Below are 23,352 nucleotides of genomic sequence, written 5' to 3'. Positions count from 1 at the left end.
GCCATGAACACGGGCTCCATTCAGGTCGACGAGACGCTCGCGCGTTACTCCGACCTTCTGTTCGGCACCGCCATCACGGTGTACGTGCTGGCCATGTTCCTGTTTCTGGCCGCGCTCGCCGGGGCGCGGGCACGCAAACTCGCCCCGGCCGCCGAAATGGTGACCGCCGGCGGCGCGACAGTCGCGGTCGACGACCGCGCCCCCGGCCGCATCGACGGTCCCGCGCCGCGTCGCAGCAAGGGCTCGCGGCTGGCGGCGATGGCCTACCCGGTCGTCTTCGTCGGGCTGATCGCGCACATCGCCTCGATCGTGCTGCGCGGTGTCGCCACCGACCGGGCGCCGTGGGGCAACATGTACGAGTTCATCTCGCTGACGTGTGCCGCGTGCGTGGTCGCCGGGCTGGTGGTGCTGCGCAAGCCGGAGCATCGTCCATTGCTGTCGTTCGTGCTGCTGCCGGTGTCGTTGCTGATGTTCATCGGCGGGCGTTGGCTCTACACGCAGGCTGCGCCGGTGGTGCCGGCACTCAAGTCGTACTGGCTGGCCGTGCACGTCTCGATCATCTCGATCTCGTCGGGTGTGCTGTTGGTCTCGGGCGTCGCGAGCATCCTCTACCTGGTCAAGATGCGCTGGGGGGCCAATGCGTCCGACGCCGACGACTCCGCGGATCCGCTGACCGGCAAGGGATTCGTGGCCGGCGTGCGCCGCATCGTGGCGCACATCCCCAACGCCGATGCGCTCGACCGGCTGGCCTACAAGTGCGTCGTCTTCGGGTTCCCGCTGTTCGGGCTCGGCGTGATCTGCGGCGCCATCTGGGCCGAGGCGGCCTGGGGCCGGTTCTGGGGCTGGGACCCCAAGGAGACGGTGTCGTTCATCGCATGGGTGATCTACGCGGCCTACCTGCACGCCCGGGCCACGGCCGGGTGGCGCAACAACGCGGCGGCCTGGATCAACATCGCCGGTTTCGTCGCGCTGCTGTTCAACCTGTTCATCATCAATCTGGTGGTGTCCGGGCTGCACTCGTATGCCGGACTCTGATCACGCCGGACTCAAACCGCGGCGGACTCTGATCACTGTGGATTCTGTCCGGTCGGACTCGGCGCTTCTCCGGGCGGCGGCAAGGTGTCGCCCTGCGCCTGCGCCTGGGCCTTGACCACCTTGAGCAGATCGATCAGCACGTCGATGGTGTCGGGGCAGATCCGCCCCACATCGATACCCGACAGATGGGTGCCGGTGGTCGCCAGCATCTCGACATAGTCGCGCTGCTGACGCACCCGCTCGAGGTCTTCGTCGGGATTGGCCAAAAAATAGGTGACGCTGACCTCGAACGCACGGGCGATGGCTTCCACCGTCCGGAACGACGGCGTGCGCGCCTTACCGGTCCGCAACTGCGAGATGTAGGCGTCCGAGAGCGAGTAGCCGAGCTCATTGGCGCGCTCGGCGATCTTCTTCCCGGTGTAGGGCGCGCCGTTCTCGTCGCGCGAATGCTCGAACAGATAGCCCAGCTTCTCGGCGAAACTGGCATCGTCCTCATGCGCCGGCGTTCGGCGCGCATCACCGGCAGTCACCCTCGTGTATCCCCCGCGTCAACGTCGATCGTTGTGCCTTCACCACCGGTACGGTTGACCGCTCCCGCTGTCGTCCGAACTACGTAGTGAAACGAGATTACCCTACCTCGGGGTAGGGTACGTGGCCGTAACTTCGGCGCCTGGTCAGGCGTCGTCGCCATCGGACCCGTTGGTGCCACGGGTCCGACGATCGAGGTCACGAAGGAAATCAGGGTCGTCGTCGGGGCCGACGGGACCCGACGGTTTGGCCGGTCGACGAGGTGCGTGTTCGTCGCGCTCGTCCGACTCTCCGAGTTGGGGGCCGAAGGCACGCCACAACAGGAAAGCAATAGCTGCAATGCCGATCAAGGCAAACAGAAACGTCATGGCAACCTCCCGTAAACCAGCGTACGTGAGGTTGCGACGGAGCGGGGCAGAGCCTGCTCAGTGGGTGCGGCGGTTCAGCAGTTCGACGACGTCGGACTCACGGAACCGACGGTGTCCGCCGGGCGTGCGGATGGACCCGAGCAGACCGGAACTGGCCCAGCGGGCGACGGTCTTCGGGTTCACGTTGAACATGGCTGCCACCTGACCGGGCGTCAGGGTGTGCTGACTCGCGAGGCCGGGGGTGATGAGGCCGGGGACTCCGGCTGCGTCGGTGATCGTCACGATGTTCCTCTCTCCGCCTGCAACGATGGCGATCTGGGATCACCTCATGGATACACGCCGGAGTGCCGGGTGTTCGAACAGTCAGGAAACGGTAAAGAGAGTGCAAAACCGGCATTCCCGGCCGCATCTGTCGTCCGAGGGGGCGCCCGGATGGCTGGATAACCCCAGTACCCTGGTGTGCAGAGATCGGAAAGAAGGCGTATTCGTGACAGATCAGAACGCATCCGGGTCCGCCCCGGCACCCAACACCCCGGCGGCCGACACCCAGGGGGCTGACACCCACGCATCGGCCGGCAGTGTCGCGCTGGCGGTGGCGATGTACACCGTGGCCCGCCTGGCGCTGGTCGTCGTGGTTGCGGCGCTCATCCTCGGGATCGGTGCCCTCGTCGGGGTCGAGGTGCCGTTGCTGGTGGCTGCCGTGTTCGGCGTGCTCATCGCACTGCCGTTGGGGCTGGTCCTGTTCAAGAAGCTGCGATTGCGGGTCAACAGTCAGATCGCCGCCGTCGACAATGCGCGCCGAGCCCGGCACGACGACCTGCAGTCGCGGCTGCGCGGCACGTCGGACTGACCCTGTGCAGCCGACCAGGATCGTCGACCACCGTCGCAACCGGACATGGTCGGAGAACGCGGTTCGCCTGATCGAGGCCGACGGCCGTCGCAGTGCCGACACCCATCTGCACCGGCTTGCGCTACCCGACTGGTCACGATGGACCGACGACGCCGGCCGTGACACCGGCATCGAGCTCTACTTGAAGGACGAGAGCACCCATCCCACCGGTTCGCTCAAGCACCGGCTGGCGCGATCGTTGTTTCTCTATGCGATCTGCAACGGGTGGGTCACCGAGGGCACCACGGTGATCGAGGCGTCGTCGGGTTCGACGGCGGTCAGTGAGGCCTACTTCGCCAAGCTCATCGGGGTTCCGTTCATCGCGGTGATGGCCTCGAGTACCTCGCCGGCCAAGACCGCGCTGATCGAGCGGGAAGGCGGACGCTGCCACTTCGTCGACCGGCCCGGCGACGTCTACGCCGAGGCGTTGCGGCTCGAGGCGGAACTCGGCGGTCACTTCATCGACCAGTTCACGATGGCCGAGCGCGCCACCGACTGGCGCGGCAATAACAACATCGCCGAGTCGATCTTCGCCCAGATGGCCGAAGAGGATCATCCGATCCCGACCTGGATCGTGGTGGGTGCCGGCACCGGCGGGACGTCGGCGACGCTGGGCCGTTACGTACGGTATCGGCGCCACCCCACCTGGCTGGCGGTGGTGGACCCGCAGAACTCGGTGTTCCTACCGGCCTACGACACCGGCGACGGTGCCCTGCGCTCGGAGCTCGGCTCCCGGATCGAGGGGATCGGGCGGCCGCGGGTGGAGCCGTCGTTCGTCTCCCAGGTGATCGACCGGATGATCGGCGTTCCCGACAACGCATCCATCGCCACCGCCCGACTGTTCAGCGACCGACTCGGCCGTCGCGTCGGCGGCTCCACCGGCACCAACCTGTGGGGTGCGCTGCAGATCGTCGCCGAGATGGCCGCGCAGCGTCAGCCGGGCAGCGTGGTCACCCTGCTGTGTGATTCGGGCGATCGGTACGCCAACACCTACTTCGACGACGACTGGCTGAGCCGGCAGGGATTCGACCTGACCGAGCCGACGGCCGTCCTCGACGAATTCCTGGCCTCCGGCCACTGGACCGGCGCCACCGCCTGACCGGCGGGTGCACACTCAACGGAGAACAGCGCACACTCAACGGAAAACAGCGCCCACTCAACGGCAGCTTCGTCGAGTGGGTGCCGTTTCTCGTCGAGTGGGTGCCGTTTCCTGTTCACTGGGCGCCGTTTTCCGTCGAGCGGGCACTCGATCCGACTAAGGGCACCCTCACCGTCGTCCGATACCATGACCCGCGTGAGCTCTCTCGCGGATGAACCCCTGGTCAAGGCCGTCGATCTGGTGCGCGAGTACCAGATGGGCGATCAGCGGGTACGGGCCCTCGATGGGCTCGACCTGACCCTCGACGGCGGCCAGTTCGCGTCGATCGTCGGCCCGTCGGGTGCCGGGAAGAGCACGCTGTTGCATGTGCTCGGCGCACTCGACACCCCAACCTCGGGCACCATCACGGTCGACGGCACCGACCTCGGCTCGCTCGACGACGACGACGCGTCGGCCTTTCGCCGCCATCGCGTCGGCTTCGTGTTCCAGTTCTTCAACCTGGTGCCGACGATGTCGGCGTGGGAGAACGTTGCGTTGCCGCGCCTGCTCGACAGTCAGTCGCTACGCAAGGCCAAACCGCGTGCCGTCGAGTTGCTCGAACGCGTCGGCTTGGGGGCGCGCGTCAATCACCGTCCGTCGGAACTGTCCGGCGGGCAGATGCAGCGCGTCGCCATCGCCCGATCGTTGATCATGGACCCGACCATCCTGCTGGCCGACGAACCCACCGGCAACCTGGACTCCAAGACCGGTGACTCGGTGCTCGAACTGCTCTCCGAGGTGGCCCACGACACCCCGAACCGGCTGGTGGTGATGGTGACCCACGACGCGCACGCCGCCGACGTCGCTGACACCACCATAACGGTGCGGGACGGGAAGATCGCGTGAGTCGATCGTCGACCCGCACGCTGCGTCCGGTGCGGTCGGTGGCGTCCGGGCTGTCGCGGATCCGGGTGCTCAACCTGCGCGAGATCCGCACCCATCGACTGCGGATGGTGACCTCCCTGCTCGTGGTGGTCGTCGCGTCGGCGCTGCTGATCTCGGTACTCGGGCTGTACGGCTCGCTGACCGAATCGGTGCGCCAGGTCAACGCGGCCATCAGCGGTTCCGCTCAGGTGGAGGTCGCGGCCATCGCCGACTCCGGCATCGACGACGAACTCCCTGCCGAGATCCGCCGCGACGTCCCGGACGCGAAATCGGTGGTACCGCTGATCCGCGACTCGGTGGTGATCGACGACCGCAACATCGCCTTGCTCGGGTCGGATTTCCGCGTCACCGCGCTGTCCGGTGATCTGCAACAAGCCGTCTCTCAACAACAATCGCAGGGCATCGACGAGGGCGAGCTCGACAACGGGATCGTCGCCGGGTCGGCCACCGGACTCACCGAAGGCCAGCGCCTGTCCATCAATGGTGCTGATGTACAGGTCATCTCGGTGATCGGCGGCGATCAGGCCGACGTCCTCAACCGCGGCAACTTCATCTTCGCCTACCTCGGGCTCGCGCAGCGGCTGGCGGCCCAGGAGGGCAAGGTCGACTCCATCCTGATCGTGGCGCAACCGGGCGCCGACATCGCCACCGTGAAGTCGTCGGTGGCCGACGTCGTGGACGGTCGGGCCGTGGTGGTGGACCCCGACTTCCGCGCCGCGCAGGCCGAGACGGCGAGTTCGGTGACACGTGATGCGACGCTGCTGGTCTCGCTGATCTCGTTGGTGATCGCCGGCTTCCTGGTGTTCAACACGATGAACATGGCGGTCGCCTCGCGTCGGCAGTCGTTGGCGATGATGCGTGCGCTGGGTGCGCGCCGCGGTCACCTCGTCGGTGACCTGCTGGGTGAGTCGGCGTTGTTCGGTCTGGTCGGTGGTGCGCTGGGCGTGCCGGTTGGCGTTCTCGCCGGACGTTGGGCAATCGGTCGGATCCCGGAGGCCAACACCGATCAGATGGCGACGGCGGTGAGCTATCACCTGCCGTGGTACGCGCCGGTGATCGCCATCCTCGCGTGCATATTCGCCTGTGTCGCAGCGACGACGCTGGCGGCCCGATCGGTGTTCGCGGTGTCCCCGGTGGAAGCGATGGTCGCCGGCGAGGTCGCCGACGGCACCGGCAAGAACGGTCGCGGCGTGTGGATCTCCGGGATCGCCGGTGTGGTGCTGCTGGTGGCGTCGTGGTTCGTGGCCGTCGGCGTTCCCGGTCGCCCGGCCATCCTGGCCGGTGCGGTGTTCGCCGTCGGCGGGCTCTTGCTGTGCTACGCGCTCACCGTGCCGTTGGTGGCGCTGGTGGTGGGACTGTCGCGCCGCTTCGGTGGTCCCGGTCAGCTTGCCGCCGTCAACACCGAACGTGCGCCGCGTCGGGCCTGGGCGACGCTGATGACGGTGGCGGTCGCCGTGGCGGTCGGGATGGGCACCTCGGGTGCACTCGACAACCTGGTCAGCTCGATCTCCGGCTCGCTCGACGGCTTGGCCGACCCGGACTTCTACGTGTCCTCGGCCGACAGTGGTGGCCTGCCGGTGGGTCCCGCATTGCCGGCCGAGATCGCCCCGGCGGTGGCGCAAGTCCCCGGGGTGACGCAGGTGGTCGGCGCGCAGTGGGCGTCGATCAACGTCGACGAGGCCAAGATCTACGTGCAGGGACTGGAACCGAACTCGTTGGCGCCCTTCGTGAAGAAGGCCGATCCCGAAGCCCTGCAGCAGGTACTCGCCGGGAACGGCATGCTGATGTCCACCGTACTGGCCCGCACCCTCGACGTGGCCGAGGGCGACACGCTGCGGATGGCCACCCCGACCGGCTATCGCGATGTGGTGGTGCGTGATCTGGTCAACTACATCTCCATGGGTTCGGGTACGGCCGCGATGAGCAACGAACAGCTGTCGGAGTGGTTCGACCGTCCGGGCGACACCTACCTCCAGGTGTCCACCGACCCGGCGGTCGACCAGGACCGGATTCGCGCCGACCTCGAGGCGGTCGCCGCCGAGTACCCGTTGCCGGGCAACCGGATCGCCGATGTGCATTCCGGGACCGAGGCGCTCGAATCCGCGCAGGCCGAGGCCGAGCAGGCCGGCGCCTTCACCGTCGCCATCCAATGGATCGTCGCGCTCGCCGCCGCCGTGGCGCTGCTGAACACCCTGCTGCTGTCGGTGATCGAACGTCGCCGTGAACTCGGCGTGCTGCGCGCGATGGGTGCCTCGCGGAAGTTCGTGTCCCGGATGGTGGTTGCCGAGGCCGCCGGCGTCGCGCTCATCGGATCGCTGACCGGCGTCATACTCGGTGGGGCTCTGCACTTCTTGTCCGACAAGATCCTGTCGGCCACCACCTCGATCGACATCGCGTACTCACCGCGCCCGTCGACGTTGATCTTCGTCGCGGTCGCCTGTGGCTTGTGCATCGTGGGCGCACTGGTCCCGGCAATGCGGGCCTCCCGGATGAACATCAGCGAATCCATCCTCGACGAATAGCCCCGCCCACCTCGCGGTGGCGGCGTTCTGTCGGTGGTCGTCGGACAGGTCCGAGCCGCCCCAGTGTTGGCGCCGCTTGTCGGTGGTCGAGTGGGTTCGGCCGGTTGCTGGGGTGGTCGCCGTCTGTCGGTGGTCGGACAGGTCCGAGCCGCCCCTGTGTTGGCGCCGTTTGTCGGTGGTCGGACAGGTCCGAGTCGCCCCGGTGTTGGTGCCGTTTTGTCGGTGGTCGAGTAGGTCCGAGCCGCTAGGCGAGGGCCGTATCGAGACCACTCCCGCCCAACCACTCAGCCCCGCACCACATCCAGTCCGGCATGCGCCAGGAAACGCTCGAACAGCACGTCGCAATCGTCGGCAGCGGCGTCGGTTCGCGCCGCGATCGACGCGGCCAGCGCCTCGAGATCCACCCCGTCCTCCGACATATCCGATCGCGTCCCGGAGAAGCCGTCGCGCCAAGCGACAAAGCACTCCGGGTCGATCTCGGGGTGGAACTGCACACCCAGATGCGGTCCGCTCACGAACGCCTGCACGCCCGCCTCGTTGCGGGCGATGACCTCCACGTCGTCGGGCACGGTGATCGTGTCGTAGTGGTATTGCATCCACGGCCCTTCGGCCACCAACTCGGGCCGCGTCGAGGTCACGGGAACGAAACCGTGTTCGGGTCGGCTGCTCACGGCGACCGTGCCACCCAACGCGCTGGCCAGGATCTGCCCGCCGAAACAGATGCCGTAGATCGGTACGCCAGCGCCGATGGCCGTACGCAGGTACTCGCGCTCCCGGCCGATCCACGACAGCGATTCGTCGTGCACCGAATCGGTGGAGCCCGTCACCACCACCAGATCCACCTCGCCCGGCGCGGGCAACGGCTCGTCCTCGTCGGCGGCCACGATGTCCACGGCGATGCCGCGACGCTCCATCGCCGGCAACAGCGACCCGACGATGGCCCGCCGGTACTCCGGCAGCACATTGTGTACCAGCGTCAATGCTCGCAATCCCATCTCGCGGAGCCTACCGGCCCACGGTCGCCGCGGCCCGACAACCATGCCGGCGCCGAAACCGGAGGAACCGTTGCCCCCGCTGGTGCGTCCAAATGACCGACGACACGTTTCGTCGCTCATGTTCTCGCCGGCTTGGTAAGGAGCCCCCGATGCCACTCCCGTCCCCCGATGTACTCCGCGTGATGCCCGCCGAGATCGCCGCGGGCGTCGGCACCTGGCGGGCCGAGGCGAGGCGTATCTCGACGCTCGAACTGATTGCCCGACAGGATGATGCGGTGCCACCCGTTGCGCAGGGGCGGACCATGCGGGCGCTGCTCGACGCCGACGATGCCCTCCGGAGCACGGCCGAGTCGCTTTGCGGGCGACTCCAGGAGATGAGCGTCGTGCTCGCCGGGTTGGCGGCCGCGGTGACCGACACTGACGATACGTCGGCCAGCCGTCTGCGGATCGAGCGTTGATGCGGCCGACGATCCCAGAGCTCCGTCAGTGGCGACCCGCGGCGATTTCCGCAGCCGGCGCCGCAGCCCAGGCTGCGTCCGACCTCGTCGACGCCGCGACGCGCAGGATCGTTCGAGCAGTCGATGCAACCACCTGGTCGGGTGTGACCGCCGTCGCCGCAGAGCGATTCGTCGACGACACCGACGTGCGGGCCCGACAGATACGTCGCATGTTGGTCGAGATCGCCGAGGAGGCCGCCCGAGCCGGCGCCGATCTCGCCCGGGCGCGTGCGGTGGTGCTCGGTGAGGTCGACGGCGTGATCGCCGACGGCTATGCCGTGACCGATGACGGCCACGTCACCGGTCGGGACGGACCCGACGAACGCTCGAGAACGGCCGAAGTGCGAATCCGCAATGGAATGAACGTCATTGATGCCGTCGACGAGCACTGTGGCGCGCGGATCGACGAACTGGTGGCGGCCATTCCGGGCGCGGCGATCCCGGCGGGCGGTGCCGCCGAGGTCACGCTGCCCGACGGCAGCACCGCCGACGCCGACCGCGTGGTGACCGCGCTGACTCGGATGACGCCGTCGACGCGCCGCGAGTTCCTGTCCCGGCTGGCCGAGGAGGGTCGGCTCCGGATCGCCGCAGCCGATCCGGGTGTGGTCGGCAACCTCGATGGCATCGATTTCGAGTTACGCTCTGCCGCGAACGATCTCGCCATCCGTGCCGCGCTGGAGATCGAACGGCTCGCGGGTCGGGCCGACGGCGTGCGGGCACGCCGACTCGAGGATCTGCTCCGACCGCTCGCCGACGGCCGTCGACGCCGGTTCATCGCCTTCGACAACGCCCGGGGCCACGTCATCGAGATGGTCGGGGAGGTGTGTGCGGACACCCGCAATGCGGCGGTGCTGGTGCCCGGCACCGGCTCGGGTCTCGATACCATCGATCAGAGCTTCGCCGCGGCAACAGAACTCGCGCACGCCACCGGTGGTCCCGTATTCGTCTACCTCGACGGTGATCTGCCGCAGACGATGGGCTACGAGGGTCTCGACGATGCGCTCGGCGCGGGCGCGCTGGCGGGTTCGCTGGCCGGTCCACTGGGGCACGCGCTGGGTGCCGCCGCCGCGGTGGCGGAATCCCTCGACGGCTCGGCGGCCGATCCGCGGTTCGCGCGTGAGATGGCGCCCGGCCTCGTCGGGTTCGCCGCGGAGCTCGACGCCGAGATCGCCGAACGCGCGCCCGGGGCGGCAGTGACCGTGATCGGGCATTCCTACGGCGGGTCGGTGGTCGGTTCGGCCGAGCAGCTCGGGCTGCGCGCCGACCGGGTGGTGTATGCGTCGTCGGCGGGCACCGGCGCGTTCGACGGCCCGTGGCGCAACGCGAACCCCGCCGTCGAGCGCTACTCGCTGACCGCGCCGGGCGATCCGATCCAGTGGGTGCAGGCACTGTCGGGAAATCCGCACGGCGACGACCCGGACTCCGCGCCCGGGGTGTTCCGGATGGACACCGGCTTTCACGCACCCGGCGCCGACGGCTCGCGCTCACCGGTCGCGGGTGTCGACGGACACGGCGACTACTGGCGTGACCCGGACTCCGACGCCTTCCGCAACATCGTGCGGGTCGTCGTCGGGGAGCGTCCCACCGGTTACATCGAGCGACAACCCGATATCGGGCTGCGCCTGCCCTGGTGAAGCGGCGGCCGCCACCCGTATCTGTCGTCGTTCGACAGGTCTCACGCGGGTCGGGTCGGCGACCGCGGGCCGACCGGGAGGACGCGGCCCGTCGACGAGTCGCGCGAGCCGAACCGACCTGCGCGAGCCGATCGGACCCGCGGGAGCAGCACGTGTCAATAATTCTTGACAGCCAGGATTTGTCAACTTAACCTGACACCATGCACGACGAACAGAACCCGGCCGATACGGCCGATCGCGACACCTCCGGACTCGCCGGTGCTGCCGCGAGCGACGACCCGGCACGGGGGCTGGCCGCCGTCCGCGCGTTGCGCACCCTGGCCGACCGACTCGAGGACGTACAGGTGGCCAACGCCCGCGCCCACGGCTGGAGCTGGCAGTCGATCGCAGAGGTTCTGCAGATCAGCCGCCAGGCCGTGCATCAGAAACATGCACACCGCGAGGTCCGCGACAGCGGGCCGAAAGGAGACACGAACAATGTTTGAGCGATTCACACGCGACGACAGAATGCTCATGGCTTTCGCCATGCAAGAAGCCGGCGACCTCGGTCATCGGCACCTCGGTAACGACCACCTCATCCTGGGCATGCTCTGCAATGCCCGCAGCCCACTGTTCGCGCTGCTCGCCGAGCAGGGGCTCACCCTGTCGACGGCACGTGACGCGGCGCGGGGCTATCACGCCGAGCACGACGACGAGACCGACGCGACAGCGTCGGACTCCGATGAGGAATCGGCGCAACAGCGCTACGACGAGGATCGAGAGGCCCTGCGCAGCATCGGCATCGACCTCGACAAGGTTCGCGAGGCGGTCCGAGGCCGGTTCGGTGAGGACCTGTCCGACGGCTGGGCTCGACGCCCCGAGCGTGGCCCCGGCGGTCGGCGCGGTCGCGGGCGTGGACGTGGACCCGGTCACCGACACGGCCACGGACCTCACCGCGGGTGCGGTTCCGACGGCGGACGTCCCGACGACTGGGGTCCCGAGATGCGCGGACCCGAGGGCTGGGGTCCGGGCGGCTTTGGCCCCGGTGGCCCCCGCGGCCCATTCGGCGCCGGCGGCCCCTTCGCCGACGACGGACCGTGGGAGCCCGGTCGTGGACGGCGCGGGCCCCGGGGCCGGGGCAGCCGTCCGCGCTTTGCCGGTCCCACGCGCTCGGCGCTGGCGCGCGCGCTGGAGATCGCCCGCGAGCGTGGCGATCGTCGGCTGCGCCCGGAGTACCTGCTGCTGGCGATCATCGACACCGCCGACGACGCGTCGCGCGCGGTGATCGAGTCGGCCACCACACCCGAAGGCCTGAAGGCGGCCGTCTGGGCGAGTCTGCCTGATGTCGAGGTGGAGATCTGACCGGAGCGTCAAGGCGCCCTGCGAGTGAGGCCAACGTGTCGCCCAACGGCACGTTGGCCTCACTACGCTGCGCGGTTGAGCCCATACCCACACTCGAACTAATGTTCGAGTGTGGGTATGCAGTGGATCGGCGGCGACAGCGGCCAGCCACGACGGCCGGTGTTCTTCCCCGTCGGTCACAAGGCGGTGCTCATCGACCTCAACGCGCTGTATCCACAGACGCCACACCACACCGGTGAGTATTTCCCCGACGGTCTGCAGATCCGGTCGGTCCACCTCGGGGTGCTCACCGCCTGGGCACGCTCGGAGTGGGGTGAGTGGTACGGCAAGGTCACCTACACCATCACCGCACGCGATCGTCAGGAGAAGGTGACGCACTGGGTACCGGGCTGGGCGCTGCGGCCGGCCGACCCCGGACGCCGGCCCGCGTCGTGAGTGGTCACGATTTTGTTTTCGAATGCAAACAAATCGCATTCCCCGTAATTTGTGAAAACGGTCGTCGAATGCGCATGTCGTGCGAAGGAATGAAACAAAACGGGGACTTCTCTGCGCTTGTGTCGGAGCCATAAGCGATGATGGTGGACATGACCGAACCGCCGCCCAGGGTATGGCGAATCGGAGTCGTGGACGACCATGAGCAGATTGTCCGCGGTTTGCGGGCCACCCTCGACGAACAGTCGGATATGGAGCTCGTTGCCGGCGCGGGAACCGTGAATACGTTGCTCGCCATGGCCACCGAGCTCGACCTGGTGCTGCTGGACCTTCGTCTCGGCGACGGGACGTCGCCGATCGCCAACATCGAGGCGTTGCGTGCGGCGGGTATCCCCGTCCTCGTCTACACCTCGGGTGACGAGATGTTCATGGTGCGCCAGGCCGCTAGCGCCGGAGTGATGGGCGTGGTCCGCAAGAATGCCCGCGAAGCGGAATTGCTCGATGCCATGCGGCGCGCGTTGTCCGGTGACACTGTCCCCAGTATCGATTGGGCGGCGGCCATCGATTCCGATCCCGGATTCGTGGATCTGTCGCCGCAATTGCGTCGAGTTCTCGAGTTGTACGCGGCCGGGGAATCGTCGGCGCGGGTGGCCAGAGAATTGAACATCTCCACCGAGACCGTCACCGACTACGTCAACCGCATCCGCGGGCGCTACAACACCGCCGGCCGGCCCGCGCCCACCAAGACAGATCTCTACAAGCGCGCGATCGAGGACGGATGGCTGCCGATACCCCGGCGCTTCCGTCGGTGACCGACGCGCGCGACGAACGCGACGAGCAGGCCGGCCGCCGCATCCTGCGGCTGATGTCGGGCTTCGTCGCCGTCGGCTACCTCGCCTACGCGTTGATGACCTCGTCGTTGGTGATCGACTCGACCGCGGTGATGCAACCCTGGTGGACCGTGCTCGCGGTGATCCTCACCTTCGGCACGGGGTTGGCATTGGGGCCGGCGGGCCGCTGGGCCGATGTCCGTGGCATCCGACTCGTCGCCGCGGTGGCGGCGTGCGGGTACGCGCTGTCGCTGGCCCTGTGGTGGTTCGCGTGGTCGGGAGCCGAACTCAACGTGGTCGGTGGGATCTGGATGTCGCAGTTCCCGGGGCTCGCGGCGATCGCCGCCGCCCTCGCGTTCCGACCGATGATCGCCTTCGGCTACCTGGTCGTCGTCAACGCGGCGGTCATCGTCGTCAGTCACGTCCTGCGGCCGGCCGATCTGAACGGACCGTTGTTCGTCGACATCGCCTGGGGATGTTCCTATTCACTGATCTTCGTGTCCGCTGCGGTGATGGCCATCCGCACAGCGGGCATTCTCGACCGCACGCGGTCGGAGGCATACCGAGCCACCGCGGCCGCAGCTGCCGCGGATGCGCGGTCGACCGAACGCAGCCGGTTCGATGCGCTGACCCACGACAATGTGATGTCAACGCTGCTGACGGCGTCGCGTCGCGGCGGATCGCCCGAACTCGCCCAGGACGCGCGGGCGGCACTGGCCGCCGTGGAGCGTGCCGCGGCCGGCGACAGCGCAGACGCTGTGGGCGGAAATGACGCGATCAGCCAGGTGCGGGCTGCGGTGGGACTGGTGGATCCCACGCTGACCGTGGCCGTAGACGCCGACGATGCGCTGCCCAGCTACCCCGGCGAGGCGGTGTCGGCGATCGCGTCGGCCACCGCCGAGGCCGTGCGCAACAGTCGTCGGCATGCCGGTGCGGGCGCGACCACGACGGTGACGGTGACGGCATCAGCGTCGTCGCTGCGCGCAGAGATCCGCGACGACGGTCGCGGCTTCGATCCGACGCACATCTCGGCCTCCCGGCTCGGGATCGCGGTCAGCATCCGCGGCCGGATCCGGCGGATCGAGGGCGGTGACGCCGCCGTCATGTCACGCCCCGGCGGCGGCACCCGGGTCGTCGTGGAGTGGTCGGCATGATCACCCACGACGTGCGCGACCTCATCGGCATGCGACAACCTGGCGCGTGGCTGGTGGCCGGCGCGTTCCTGTTGTCCACCTGGTCCACCATCGGCTACATCGTCGTCCGGCAGCCGGGGGAGTGGTCGCCGGTCCTGGCAGGTGTCATCCTGACCGCGGCGGTCATCGCGATCCTGCAGGTTCCCGGCGATCCGCTGCCGCTGCCGACGACCATCGCGCTGGCCGCGGCCGGGCCCACCGCCTGTGCGCTCGCGCTGTGGGGTTCTTCGGGCCTCGACGCCGGGTGGACGTCCTCGCTGATGGTGATGTGGGCGCACAGCGGGATCACCGCGGTCTACTGCTTCATGTGTGTCCGGGGGCGGTTGCTCGCGCCGTGGATCGGTCTCATCGCGGCCTCTGTCATCTACGCGGTCTGGGCCGAGAGTCTCGGACGGTCGCCGGTGGGTGCGTTGACGATGGTCGCGGTCAATTTCGCGCCGCTCGTCATGGGCACGCTGTTCTCCCGCACCCTGCGGCCGACCGCGCGTGCGGTGTTCGCCCTGCGCGCCCAGACCATCACGCAGGTGGCACGGCTGTCGGCCGACGCTGCCGCCGGCGAGGAACGGTCCGCTCAGGTCGCCGTGCTCGACAATCTGGCGCGGCCGATGCTCGAACGCATCGCTTCCGGTGCGGCACTGACCGCCGACGAGCGCATCGAGTGCGCGTTGCTCGAGGCGCACCTGCGGGACCGGCTGCGGGCTCCGCTGATGTCGGCGCTCGACCTCGACGAGCCGGCCTACGAGGCCCGCGCGAAAGGGGTGGAAGTGGTGTTCATCGACGATTCGGACGCACGCGTCGACGGCCAAGATTCCGATCCGATCGACTCGCGGGTCGCCTCGGCGGTCAGCGATCTGGCCGGCACGGTGCTCGCCGAGGCGCGAGAAGGGCAGGTGTTCGTGCGGGTGGCGCCCCCGCACGGCTCCATCGCGGCTTCGGTGCTGCATCGTCGACGCGACGGCAGCAGTGTGCGCTCCGAGATCGACAAGACCGGCGGCATTCGTTCGTTCAGCTGACCCCTGGCCTGGGGGCACGAAAACATGTGTCTGTTCCTGTATGTGACGGGCGCCTAGTTTGATCTGCAGGAGCTCTGCGCGTGTGAGGAATGTAATGATGACGAACGCAATTGTCCGGGAACACCGTTCATCCCCGGTGCTGAGCGACCGTGAGGTCGATGTGCTGGTCCGGTGGGTCGCCGACCGGCCCATGCGCGAGATCGCCCGGGAACTGTTCATCACCGACGCCACCGTGCGTACCCATCTGGTCCGTATCCGCGGCAAATACCGCGCCGCCGGACGTCCGGCCACCACCAAGATCGCGTTGCTCGTGCGCGCGATCGAGGACGGCTACACCTCGATCAACGAGATCGCGGCAAGCGTCGGCCGGGCCAACGCGCCGACGGTCACGCGCTGTGACGCCGCCGTGCGGCCCGGTCGCCTCGCCGGCTGATCGGGGGCCGGTGTCATCCGGCCGAACGAACCGCGGTGTCACGGTTCGCACATTTCGATAACAGAACCGCGCCGAGATCCGCGCGGCGGGCGATTGCGGGCGTGGTTTCTGTCACCATGAGACACCGATCCCGAACCCCCGAACGAGGGCCCGATGACGATGTCTCGTGCCGACACCGACGCGCCCGCCGACGGTGACCCCGCGCGGCGCCCGACGCTGCGCATCGCACTCGCCATGCGCGGCGGGGTGAGCATGGCGGTGTGGATCGGGGGTGCGGTCGCCGAACTCGACGTGCTGCGGCGCGCCCTGCTCGAACCCGACACCGATCCGGTGTGTCCAGACGACGCCTGCCCGGCCGACGCCCGAGCCGCATGCCCACGCCGGATCGCTCGCGCTCACCGCGCCCAGATCTACCGACAGATGGTGCATGCGGCCGGCCACGACCATGTCGAGTTCGACATCCTCGCCGGCGCGAGCGCGGGCGGCCTGAATGCGATCCTGTTCGCGCTGGCCCAGTCCTACGGCGTGGCCACTGACGACATCGTGCTGCGCATGTGGAAGGACCGCGGCGGACTGTGGGATCTGTTGCGACGTCCGGGAGTGGGTCGGGTGCCGTCGATCCTGCGTGGCGACGATCAGTTCCTCACCAACGCTGCCGACACCCTTGCCGAGATCGCCACCGCCGGCGGCGCCGATGGCACGGCGCAGACCGCGGTGGACCGACTGACCGTGGAGCTCGCGGCCACCGTGTTGCCTGATCCGCAGGAACCGAACCTCAGCAACCAGGCCGGGTTCACGTTCATGCGGCGACCTGGGGGCCTGGCGACCCGCTTCTCCACCATCCCGGGCCTATCCGACGGCCTACTGTCGGACGAGCGGCGTGCACCCGTTCTAGGCCGGATGGCGTTGGCCGCGCGCGCCACGTCGTCGTTCCCCGGCGCGTTCGAACCGGCGTCGGTGCATTCGATCACCGAGGACCCCCACAACGACGACGGCATGCCCGGCGATCACGTGTGGAACATGGCGCCGGTCTTCCCGTACGCGCGGTCGGCCACGCTCGCCGACGATGTGCGCCGAGGACTCGGGCGCGACCGCGACCGCTTCGACGTCGTCGACGGCGGGGTGTTCGACAACATCCCGATCGACCGGGCGTTGCGGGCCATTCAGCGCGCCACCGCCACCGAGGAATCACGTCGACACCTGATCTATCTGGACCCGCAGCCCCCGGCGGCGACATATCCGACCATGTTGCCCGACGACGTCCGCTTCGATCCGGTCGGCGTCGACTGGGTACAGGTCATCCGGGCATCGATGGCGTTGCGCACCCGCACCGAGACCGCCGACGACGAGATCATGGCGGTACAGCAGTACAACGAGCGCTGCGCGTCGGTGGCGCATCGGCTGACGTCGCTGGCCGAGGTGCTCGATCCGGCGGTCCCGACCGACCCCGACTCCTGGCTCCCCGCCTACCTCGACGCCCGGATCGGCCGGGACATCCCGGCCATCGCCGAACTGCTGCGCAATCCTCGAGAACACTTCTGCGTGCCGCCGTTCGGCGGCGCCGACCTCCCCGACGAGCTGCCGGATCCGGACGCGGTACCGGCGGCGGTCACCGAGGTCTACGACGGATTCCGCAGCGACACCGGCAGCGTCGCCCGCGACACTTTCATCTCCGGTGACGTCGACGGCCTTGCCGACACCGCGGTCCTGCTGATCGCCTGGATTCAGGCTCTCGGTCAGCAAGCATCGGCAGACCTGTTGCGCAGCAAGAACATTCTCTATCGGTGCCTGGCCATGCTGCTGTATGTGCGGCACGAGACCACCTACCGCAGCATACTGCTGCGCGAGGACGCCACGGTGTTGCTGGCATGTCGGCTCGAGGCTGCCCTGGAAAGTCAGGGTGGTTGGCGGATCGACGACGAGCTCGCGGCGGCGATCACCACGGCCCCGTCCGGCGAAACGGCAAGTGACGGCGAGTTCTACGGACTGCTGGCGCAGATGGGTGCGCGCCGAACCGACGGCGGGACACCACTGTTGCCGACGATCCGCACGGTCCTCGACTCAGAACTGCGATGTATCCGCGCCGCGACGAGTAGCCTGCCAGACCGAGCCGGGCTCGGTATCTACGGGGTACTCGCCGACGTCGCCGATCCCAGCGCGTTTCACCTCGTGCGCCTGTGTCTGCCCGCCGGGATTCCGACGACGACGGCGTCGGGGGTGACGTTCTCCACGATCACTGGTGACACAGCGGGAACCGAGGTGCATGGGATCGACCTCATGCCGCTGCGAAAGTCCGCCGCGCGCAAGCAGGTTCAGCAGTGGGTGCGCAAGAAGGTCGATCCGGCAGAGTTCAATGCGACGATCATCGATGACCTGGTGACGCAGACCAGGACACTGTCGCGCGCCGACATGAAACTCGCCGGAACCGAGCTGAATCGCTTCGGTGGTTTCCTGTCGAAGCGGTGGCGCGAGAACGATTGGTACTGGGGTCGGTTGGATGCCGCCACCGGCATCCTGAAGCTGCTCGGCGACCTGGGCGTGCCTGCGCCACAGCCGAAAGACGATCCGCGGCGGCTCATCCTGGCCGAAGGCGACGAAACATGTCGCACCGGAACCGATCCTGGGGACGAGTCGTTAAAGCGTCGACTGGCCACGGTGGGCGGGGAGACGTTGTCGGATCTACCCGCGCTGTACCGGTTCGCGCTGGTGTCGCGGATCCTGCCGCTGGTGGTCCGCGGCCTGCAGCCGTCGTCGCGGTCGGGTGGATTGGTGAGTCGGGCGCTGCGCCTGGTGGCGTTGATCCTGGTGCGCCCGTTGGTGGTGGTGGTCTGTCTGTTCGCCGACCCGCTGCGCCTCATCGGCGCACTGGCCGTCACCTGCACCGCGGCGGCACTGTTGGGTGCGGCGGTGACCGGCATGGCGGGGCAGCGGGTCTTTCTGACGGTGATCATCGTGATCGGTGGGTTGTCGATGGTGCTCGGGCGTGGTGTGCGGCGCCGATGGCGGGTCGTCGCACAGCATTTCGACGCCGCTCGGCCCCAGCGCCTCGACTCGGCAATCCGCGAGAAGCGTTTCGATGTGTGGCCGCAGGTGATCGCCGACTCCCGACGACGCGCGGCCCGACGCTACTGGGCGAACATGGTGGTGGGTCTGGTGTTCGTGGCCGGCGGGGCCTGGATGTTCCTGCGGCCGCCGTGGTGGCTGGCCGTCGGCTCGGAACTGATGGTGCTGGTGGTGGCTGCGTGTGGTCTGGTGACCTGGTGGTTGTATCGCCAGTCGGTGACCGCCTGGGCGTCGGCCCGCCCGTCCGCGGGACGGATCGCGGCGATCGTGGCCACCGGCGTCCTCTACGTGATCGCCGCGATGGCGGCGACGCTGCTCGCCTGGTATCCGTGCACGAGCACCCGCGCACTCGAACGCTGTGCCCAACCCCTCGAGGTCGTTGACGCACTCCCGCAGGGAGGATGGGTCCAGTCGTTCCTGGAGTGGGGTGGGGCGCAAAACGGTCACGCCGACCGGCTGGTGCTGGCGACGATCGTGACGGTGGTGGTGTCGGCGACGGTCCTCGCGCTGATCAGCGTGTGGGGCTGGACGCCCTGGTACTGGATGACCGGTGAGGCCGTGATCGTCGCCACGTTTGCGCTGCTCGGACTGGTGATCGTCGCAGCTATTGATGGGCTGGCCAACCCGCTGACGGACCTGGCGCCGGTCGCGGTCTGGCTGATCGGCATGGGGGTGCTGCATCAGCTGACCAAACCCATCCACGCCCGGCTGCTGTCGGCGTCGGGACTCGACCTCGTCCGCGAACGCCGACGGCTGTTGGCGGAGATGATCGAGGACTGGCGCACATCACCGCAGCCAACGAGATGAGCACCGCGTGCGGCAGGGAGTTCAAGCCGGCGCACGCGGTGCTCGGTGTTCTCGTCATCCGGCTCACCCGGTTGTGAAAGGGGGGGAATCCACACCCGAGTGAATTGCGGATAAAGCCCCGACAAGAACGTTCACCATGCTAACAAACCTCCGAGTATGGGGCCACTCGGCGCGGCCGGAAACGAGCTATGCGTTGCAGCCCAGCAGCGTGGCCTTCATCAACCCGCCGTATTGATAGGCGTATGTGTACGCCCAACTCTCCGGTGACCGCGCGTAGCTGCGCGGTACACCGCGCATGATGACCTGGCGGTCGGAGCACTGGCCGAAGATGTAGCGTGCCCGTACCAGGTGATAGCGCCAGCTCACCACGATCACCGATCGCCATCCGCGGGCGGTGGCCATCTGCTGGGTGAACATTGCCTCGCCGCGCGTGGTGGACGGTTGCGGAGCAAAGCAGATCACCTCGATCGTGTCGGTGCTCGCATCGCAGACCCGGTCCATCAGTTCGCGTTCGGACGGTTTGTACGGCCGGTATGGATCGGAGATCAGCACGGTGTCGGCGTAGCCCTGCGCCGCCAACTCGAGCCCATAGTCCTCGCGACCGTCGTGCTCGCCGCCGAGCACCACGATGGCATCGGCGGGACGCAGCGGGTCGGAGTGGTCGCGGGTGAACAGCTGATACCCCAGCATCCCGACGACCAGCGTGGCGACGAGCACCATGCACACGGCCGCGGCCAACAACGCCTGCCGGCGCCGTCTGCGCCGATTCGGTCCGCGCACCAGGACAGTGGTAGCGCGCATGGGCCAAGGATATTGGCGCCCCGGTCGACACGCCGAACCGAGATGACTAACCGATGACCAATCCCACAGCCGTCAGCACTGCCCACACCAGCATCGCCTGCCCAGTGATACCCAGCGACGGGATGAGCCGCGGACCCGTGGCGCCGCGACGCACCGGCAGATACGCCGCCCAGATCAGGGGCGCGGCCAGCAGGCCGAGCAGCGCCCACGGGGTGGCCCCGATCAACGCCACGCTCACCACCGGCGGTACCGCCAGCAGGACCGCGAACAGCACGCGAGTCCGCTTGTCGCCGAGCCGAACCGCGAGAGTGACCTTGCCCGACTCGGTGTCGCTGGGGATGTCACGCAGATTGTTGACCACCAGCACCGCCGACGAGATCGAACCGACCGCGATCGCACACAGCAGGCCGACCCAGTCGATCGAGCCGCTCACCACGAACTGGGTGCCGAGGACGGCGACGAGCCCGAAGAACACGAACACGGCGACCTCACCGAGGCCGATGTAGCCATAAGGTTTGCGGCCGCCGGTGTAGAACCAGGCGCCGGCGATGCAGATCGCGCCGATCGCCACCAGCCACCACGCCGTGGTGACCGCCAGCACGAGCCCGCACAGTGCGCCGACGGCGAAGCAGGCGAATGCGGCTCGTTTGACCGCGCCGGCCGACGCCGCCCGCGAGCCGACCAGGCGCATCGGGCCGACCCGGTCATCGTCGGTGCCACGTACCCCGTCTGAGTAGTCGTTGGCGAAGTTCACGCCGACGATGAACGCCACCGCGACGATCAGCGCGAGCCCCGCCTTCCACCACGCCACCTCGCCGAGGTCGCCGACCGCTCCGACGCCCACGATCACCGGTGCGATCGCGTTGGGCAGGGTGCGGGGTCGAGCGCCCTGAATCCACTCCTTCGGGGTAGCCATGCTGTGGATCTTTCCATGAGGGCGCGCACGCGACCGCCGGCGCCACCCTTGTGAGACCGACCACCTCGGACCACAAGTCGGTTCGATAGCTGATAGGTTCCGGTGTGGGATAGCAAAGGCATTCCAGCACAAGCATGTTCACGTACGTCTCGTGTTCACGAAATCTTCGGGGAGATTGAATGAAGAAGACAGTTGTGTCAGGCATCGCCGTACTCACGCTGGTGGGAACAGCGGGTGCGGCCGGGCTGGCTACGGCGCCCGCGTACGCGGCACCGACCGCGTCGGTGACGGCCGGCTCCACACCGACGTTCATCGGGCTGGCACCGACCGCCGCCGAGAAGCAGGCCATCAAGGATTCGGTGCTCGCGGCGCTGCAGTCGTCGCCGGTCGCCGAGGAGACCGAGACCGAGAGCGACAGCGCCGCAGACAACAGTGCTACGACGGACGAGTCCGCCGACACCGGGACCGGTTCGGCGGGATCGTCGAGCGGCTCCTCGTCGGGTTCGGCCGACCTCGCTCCGCTGCTTGACGACTTCCTCGACAACTTCAACTGGGCGATCGTCACCGTGCCGTTGATCTCGGCGTTCCTGCAGGCGCAGGGCCTGCCGGCGGTGGTGGCCACACCGCTGGCCCAGCTCATCTGGGGAGCCATCGAGTCCATTCTCCCGGCGCGGGCCGCGTAGAAGGCGACTCTCACCGTCCGGATCGGCTCCGACGCATCGCACCGACCGCGATCGTCGGAGCCGATCTGTGTGTTGGTGGCAGTGTGCTCAACGTCGGCGGTGTCGTCCCCCGGAACGCGCCCGCCAGAGCGTGATCGCCGCGATGATCACGCCGATCACCGACAGCAGGTCCGATTCGGTGACGCCATGGGCGCGGCTGTAGCTCCACAGCACGCGCCCTTCGATGGGGCCGTTGCCCACCACCCACATGCCCGACACCACGACCAGGGCGATCGCCGCCTGCACCGATGGCCGCGCCAGACACCACGCGCCGGTCACGAACAGCAGGTTCAGGATGACCAGCGCGTGGAACGACGCGGACGCGCTCATCGGCCCGAGACCCCGGAGCCGGCTACTGCGCTTCGGGCAGCCCGTACGCCGCCAGCACCGTCTTGGTCCACAACTGCTGGCCGTCAGCGTTCGGGTTCACACCGTCGCGCAGCAGCGCCGACAACTGAGTGTTGTCGGTGGGGAACGCTGAGTTCACGTCGATCACCTGGATGCCCTCGGCGTCCATTGCGGCGGCGAAACCCTCGAGTTGCGCGTCTGCGTTCGCGCCCTGGGCGGGACTCTGTTTGATGGCCACCAGGTCGGCGTCGGGGTATTGCGTGCGCAGTTCGTCGATCAGCGGCTGCAGCTGGGGCGCCAGCGGCTGCGTGGTGTCTTGAGTGTGCCCGAAGTTGAGCATGATCAGGTCCGGCGTCACGTCCGGGGCGATCATGGTGTCCAGATTCTCGAGCGTGTAGTCGGCGTCCTTGCCGGATGCGCTGGCATTCCAGTAACCGACCGGGCCGTTCGGGCCGTCGCCGAGACCCACCATCTCGCCGTAGCTGTTGGTGGCGGTGTTCCAGTACTTGGTGGCCACCGGGCGTTCGAGTGTCTGGCTGATGGACTCGCCGAGTGCCGGAGCCCAACCGTTCTTGTCGGCGCCCGTCGAGTCACCCAGCAGCACGAGCGTTTTCGGGGTCTCCGGGTTGGCTCGCGCATCGTCGACGAACGCCACGGTGGCCGGGGTCTGCATGGCGGTGCTCGTGGTGGGCAGCGACTGCGCGGCCGGCGACGTCGGCGCGGTGCGATTCGACGACACGATCAGTCCGACGACCAGGATGATGACGCACACGCCCATGACGATCCACGCCCACAGGGGCGCCGAATCCCAGATCCGCTTCACAACTTTCGGCATCCCCGCACACTCCAGACTCCGGAATCGACCACAAACCCACAATTCGCCGGTCTGCAGCGCCGGTTTGCTTCAGCGCCGCCCCCGACCGTGTCACTGTAGCGGGCAATCGGCCCGATGTTCTCGGTGA

General features: G+C 68.1%; 24 protein-coding genes. 16 read left to right on the top strand and 8 right to left on the bottom strand.

Going from position 1 to position 23,352, the window contains the following annotated elements; translation table 11 throughout:
- Positions 1–3: 3 nt before the first annotated feature.
- A complete protein-coding gene (gene ccsB, locus L1892_RS13315; RefSeq protein ID WP_235724083.1) occupies positions 4–1,035 on the top strand; it encodes a c-type cytochrome biogenesis protein CcsB in 1,032 nt (343 codons plus the stop codon).
- Between the two features lie 32 nt (positions 1,036–1,067).
- Here ccsB and L1892_RS13310 read toward each other — a convergent pair whose 3' ends face one another.
- From L1892_RS13310 to L1892_RS13300, 3 genes are all read right to left on the bottom strand, one after another.
- Positions 1,068–1,565: a helix-turn-helix domain-containing protein gene (locus L1892_RS13310; RefSeq protein ID WP_235724082.1), complete on the bottom strand. Its 498-nt coding sequence runs from the start codon at positions 1,563–1,565 to the stop codon at positions 1,068–1,070.
- 144 nt (positions 1,566–1,709) lie between these two features.
- Positions 1,710–1,931, bottom strand: a complete 222-nt coding sequence (locus tag L1892_RS13305) for a hypothetical protein (protein WP_235724081.1) — start codon at positions 1,929–1,931, stop codon at positions 1,710–1,712.
- 57 nt (positions 1,932–1,988) lie between these two features.
- Entirely contained in the window at positions 1,989–2,213 is a 225-nt protein-coding gene (locus L1892_RS13300) for a BldC family transcriptional regulator (RefSeq protein ID WP_235724080.1), read from the bottom strand.
- A gap of 205 nt (positions 2,214–2,418) precedes the next feature.
- Here L1892_RS13300 and L1892_RS13295 point away from each other — a divergent pair, with 205 nt between their 5' ends.
- From L1892_RS13295 to L1892_RS13280, 4 genes are all read left to right on the top strand, one after another.
- Positions 2,419–2,781, top strand: coding sequence for a DUF4229 domain-containing protein (locus tag L1892_RS13295; protein ID WP_235724079.1), 363 nt, complete (start codon positions 2,419–2,421; stop codon positions 2,779–2,781).
- A 4-nt stretch (positions 2,782–2,785) separates the two neighbouring features.
- Positions 2,786–3,919, top strand: coding sequence for an L-cysteine desulfhydrase Cds1 (gene cds1, locus L1892_RS13290; protein ID WP_235724078.1), 1,134 nt, complete (start codon positions 2,786–2,788; stop codon positions 3,917–3,919).
- Between the two features lie 255 nt (positions 3,920–4,174).
- Positions 4,175–4,804: an ABC transporter ATP-binding protein gene (locus L1892_RS13285; RefSeq protein WP_372475067.1), complete on the top strand. Its 630-nt coding sequence runs from the start codon at positions 4,175–4,177 to the stop codon at positions 4,802–4,804.
- Positions 4,801–7,365 carry an FtsX-like permease family protein gene (locus L1892_RS13280; RefSeq protein WP_235724076.1) on the top strand — a complete coding sequence of 855 codons (2,565 nt, stop codon included), beginning with the start codon at positions 4,801–4,803 and terminating at the stop codon, positions 7,363–7,365. The genes L1892_RS13285 and L1892_RS13280 overlap by 4 nt, the downstream gene beginning before the upstream one ends.
- Positions 7,366–7,649: 284 nt before the next feature.
- On the opposite strand, the gene L1892_RS13275 is transcribed toward L1892_RS13280, so the two are convergent.
- Complete coding sequence (locus L1892_RS13275; protein WP_235724075.1) at positions 7,650–8,360, bottom strand: type 1 glutamine amidotransferase; 711 nt, start codon at positions 8,358–8,360, stop codon at positions 7,650–7,652.
- A 149-nt stretch (positions 8,361–8,509) separates the two neighbouring features.
- Here L1892_RS13275 and L1892_RS13270 point away from each other — a divergent pair, with 149 nt between their 5' ends.
- The 10 genes from L1892_RS13270 to L1892_RS13225 all read left to right on the top strand — a co-directional run bounded on the left by L1892_RS13270 (position 8,510) and on the right by L1892_RS13225 (position 19,603).
- On the top strand, positions 8,510–8,818 hold the full coding sequence (locus L1892_RS13270; protein ID WP_235724074.1) for a hypothetical protein: 309 nt from the start codon (positions 8,510–8,512) through the stop codon (positions 8,816–8,818).
- Entirely contained in the window at positions 8,818–10,491 is a 1,674-nt protein-coding gene (locus tag L1892_RS13265) for an alpha/beta hydrolase (RefSeq protein WP_235724073.1), read from the top strand. The genes L1892_RS13270 and L1892_RS13265 overlap by 1 nt, the downstream gene beginning before the upstream one ends.
- A gap of 200 nt (positions 10,492–10,691) precedes the next feature.
- Complete coding sequence (locus tag L1892_RS13260) at positions 10,692–10,976, top strand: helix-turn-helix domain-containing protein (RefSeq protein ID WP_235724072.1); 285 nt, start codon at positions 10,692–10,694, stop codon at positions 10,974–10,976.
- On the top strand, positions 10,969–11,832 hold the full coding sequence (locus L1892_RS13255) for a Clp protease N-terminal domain-containing protein (protein WP_235724071.1): 864 nt from the start codon (positions 10,969–10,971) through the stop codon (positions 11,830–11,832). The genes L1892_RS13260 and L1892_RS13255 overlap by 8 nt, the downstream gene beginning before the upstream one ends.
- A 117-nt stretch (positions 11,833–11,949) precedes the next feature.
- Positions 11,950–12,267, top strand: a complete 318-nt coding sequence (locus L1892_RS13250) for a hypothetical protein (RefSeq protein ID WP_235724161.1) — start codon at positions 11,950–11,952, stop codon at positions 12,265–12,267.
- Between the two features lie 149 nt (positions 12,268–12,416).
- Positions 12,417–13,076, top strand: a complete 660-nt coding sequence (locus L1892_RS13245) for a response regulator transcription factor (protein ID WP_235724070.1) — start codon at positions 12,417–12,419, stop codon at positions 13,074–13,076.
- Entirely contained in the window at positions 13,043–14,248 is a 1,206-nt protein-coding gene (locus tag L1892_RS13240) for an ATP-binding protein (RefSeq protein WP_235724069.1), read from the top strand. Before L1892_RS13245 ends, L1892_RS13240 begins: the two co-directional genes overlap by 34 nt.
- Entirely contained in the window at positions 14,245–15,300 is a 1,056-nt protein-coding gene (locus L1892_RS13235) for a DUF8320 family protein (RefSeq protein ID WP_235724068.1), read from the top strand. The genes L1892_RS13240 and L1892_RS13235 overlap by 4 nt, the downstream gene beginning before the upstream one ends.
- A 136-nt stretch (positions 15,301–15,436) precedes the next feature.
- A complete protein-coding gene (locus tag L1892_RS13230) occupies positions 15,437–15,733 on the top strand; it encodes a response regulator transcription factor (RefSeq protein ID WP_235724067.1) in 297 nt (98 codons plus the stop codon).
- A 153-nt stretch (positions 15,734–15,886) separates the two neighbouring features.
- Positions 15,887–19,603: a DUF3376 domain-containing protein gene (locus tag L1892_RS13225; protein WP_235724066.1), complete on the top strand. Its 3,717-nt coding sequence runs from the start codon at positions 15,887–15,889 to the stop codon at positions 19,601–19,603.
- A gap of 186 nt (positions 19,604–19,789) precedes the next feature.
- On the opposite strand, the gene L1892_RS13220 is transcribed toward L1892_RS13225, so the two are convergent.
- Together L1892_RS13220 and L1892_RS13215 are read right to left on the bottom strand one after the other, a co-directional pair.
- Positions 19,790–20,404, bottom strand: a complete 615-nt coding sequence (locus tag L1892_RS13220; protein ID WP_235724065.1) for a YdcF family protein — start codon at positions 20,402–20,404, stop codon at positions 19,790–19,792.
- Between the two features lie 46 nt (positions 20,405–20,450).
- Positions 20,451–21,320 (bottom strand): 1,4-dihydroxy-2-naphthoate polyprenyltransferase, encoded by an 870-nt coding sequence (locus L1892_RS13215; protein ID WP_235724064.1) that lies wholly within the window; start codon positions 21,318–21,320, stop codon positions 20,451–20,453.
- Positions 21,321–21,499: 179 nt separating this feature from the next.
- On the opposite strand from L1892_RS13215, the gene L1892_RS13210 reads away from it, so the two are divergent.
- Positions 21,500–22,003: a hypothetical protein gene (locus L1892_RS13210; protein WP_235724063.1), complete on the top strand. Its 504-nt coding sequence runs from the start codon at positions 21,500–21,502 to the stop codon at positions 22,001–22,003.
- 87 nt (positions 22,004–22,090) lie between these two features.
- On the opposite strand, the gene L1892_RS13205 is transcribed toward L1892_RS13210, so the two are convergent.
- On the bottom strand, positions 22,091–22,372 hold the full coding sequence (locus L1892_RS13205) for a hypothetical protein (RefSeq protein WP_235724062.1): 282 nt from the start codon (positions 22,370–22,372) through the stop codon (positions 22,091–22,093).
- A 22-nt stretch (positions 22,373–22,394) separates the two neighbouring features.
- On the bottom strand, positions 22,395–23,225 hold the full coding sequence (locus L1892_RS13200) for an SGNH/GDSL hydrolase family protein (protein WP_235724061.1): 831 nt from the start codon (positions 23,223–23,225) through the stop codon (positions 22,395–22,397).
- Positions 23,226–23,352 lie beyond the last annotated feature (127 nt).

Source organism: Gordonia tangerina, assembly GCF_021556435.1.
GTDB classification, from domain to species: domain Bacteria; phylum Actinomycetota; class Actinomycetes; order Mycobacteriales; family Mycobacteriaceae; genus Gordonia; species Gordonia tangerina.
This window is presented reverse-complemented; position numbering and strand designations above follow the sequence as displayed.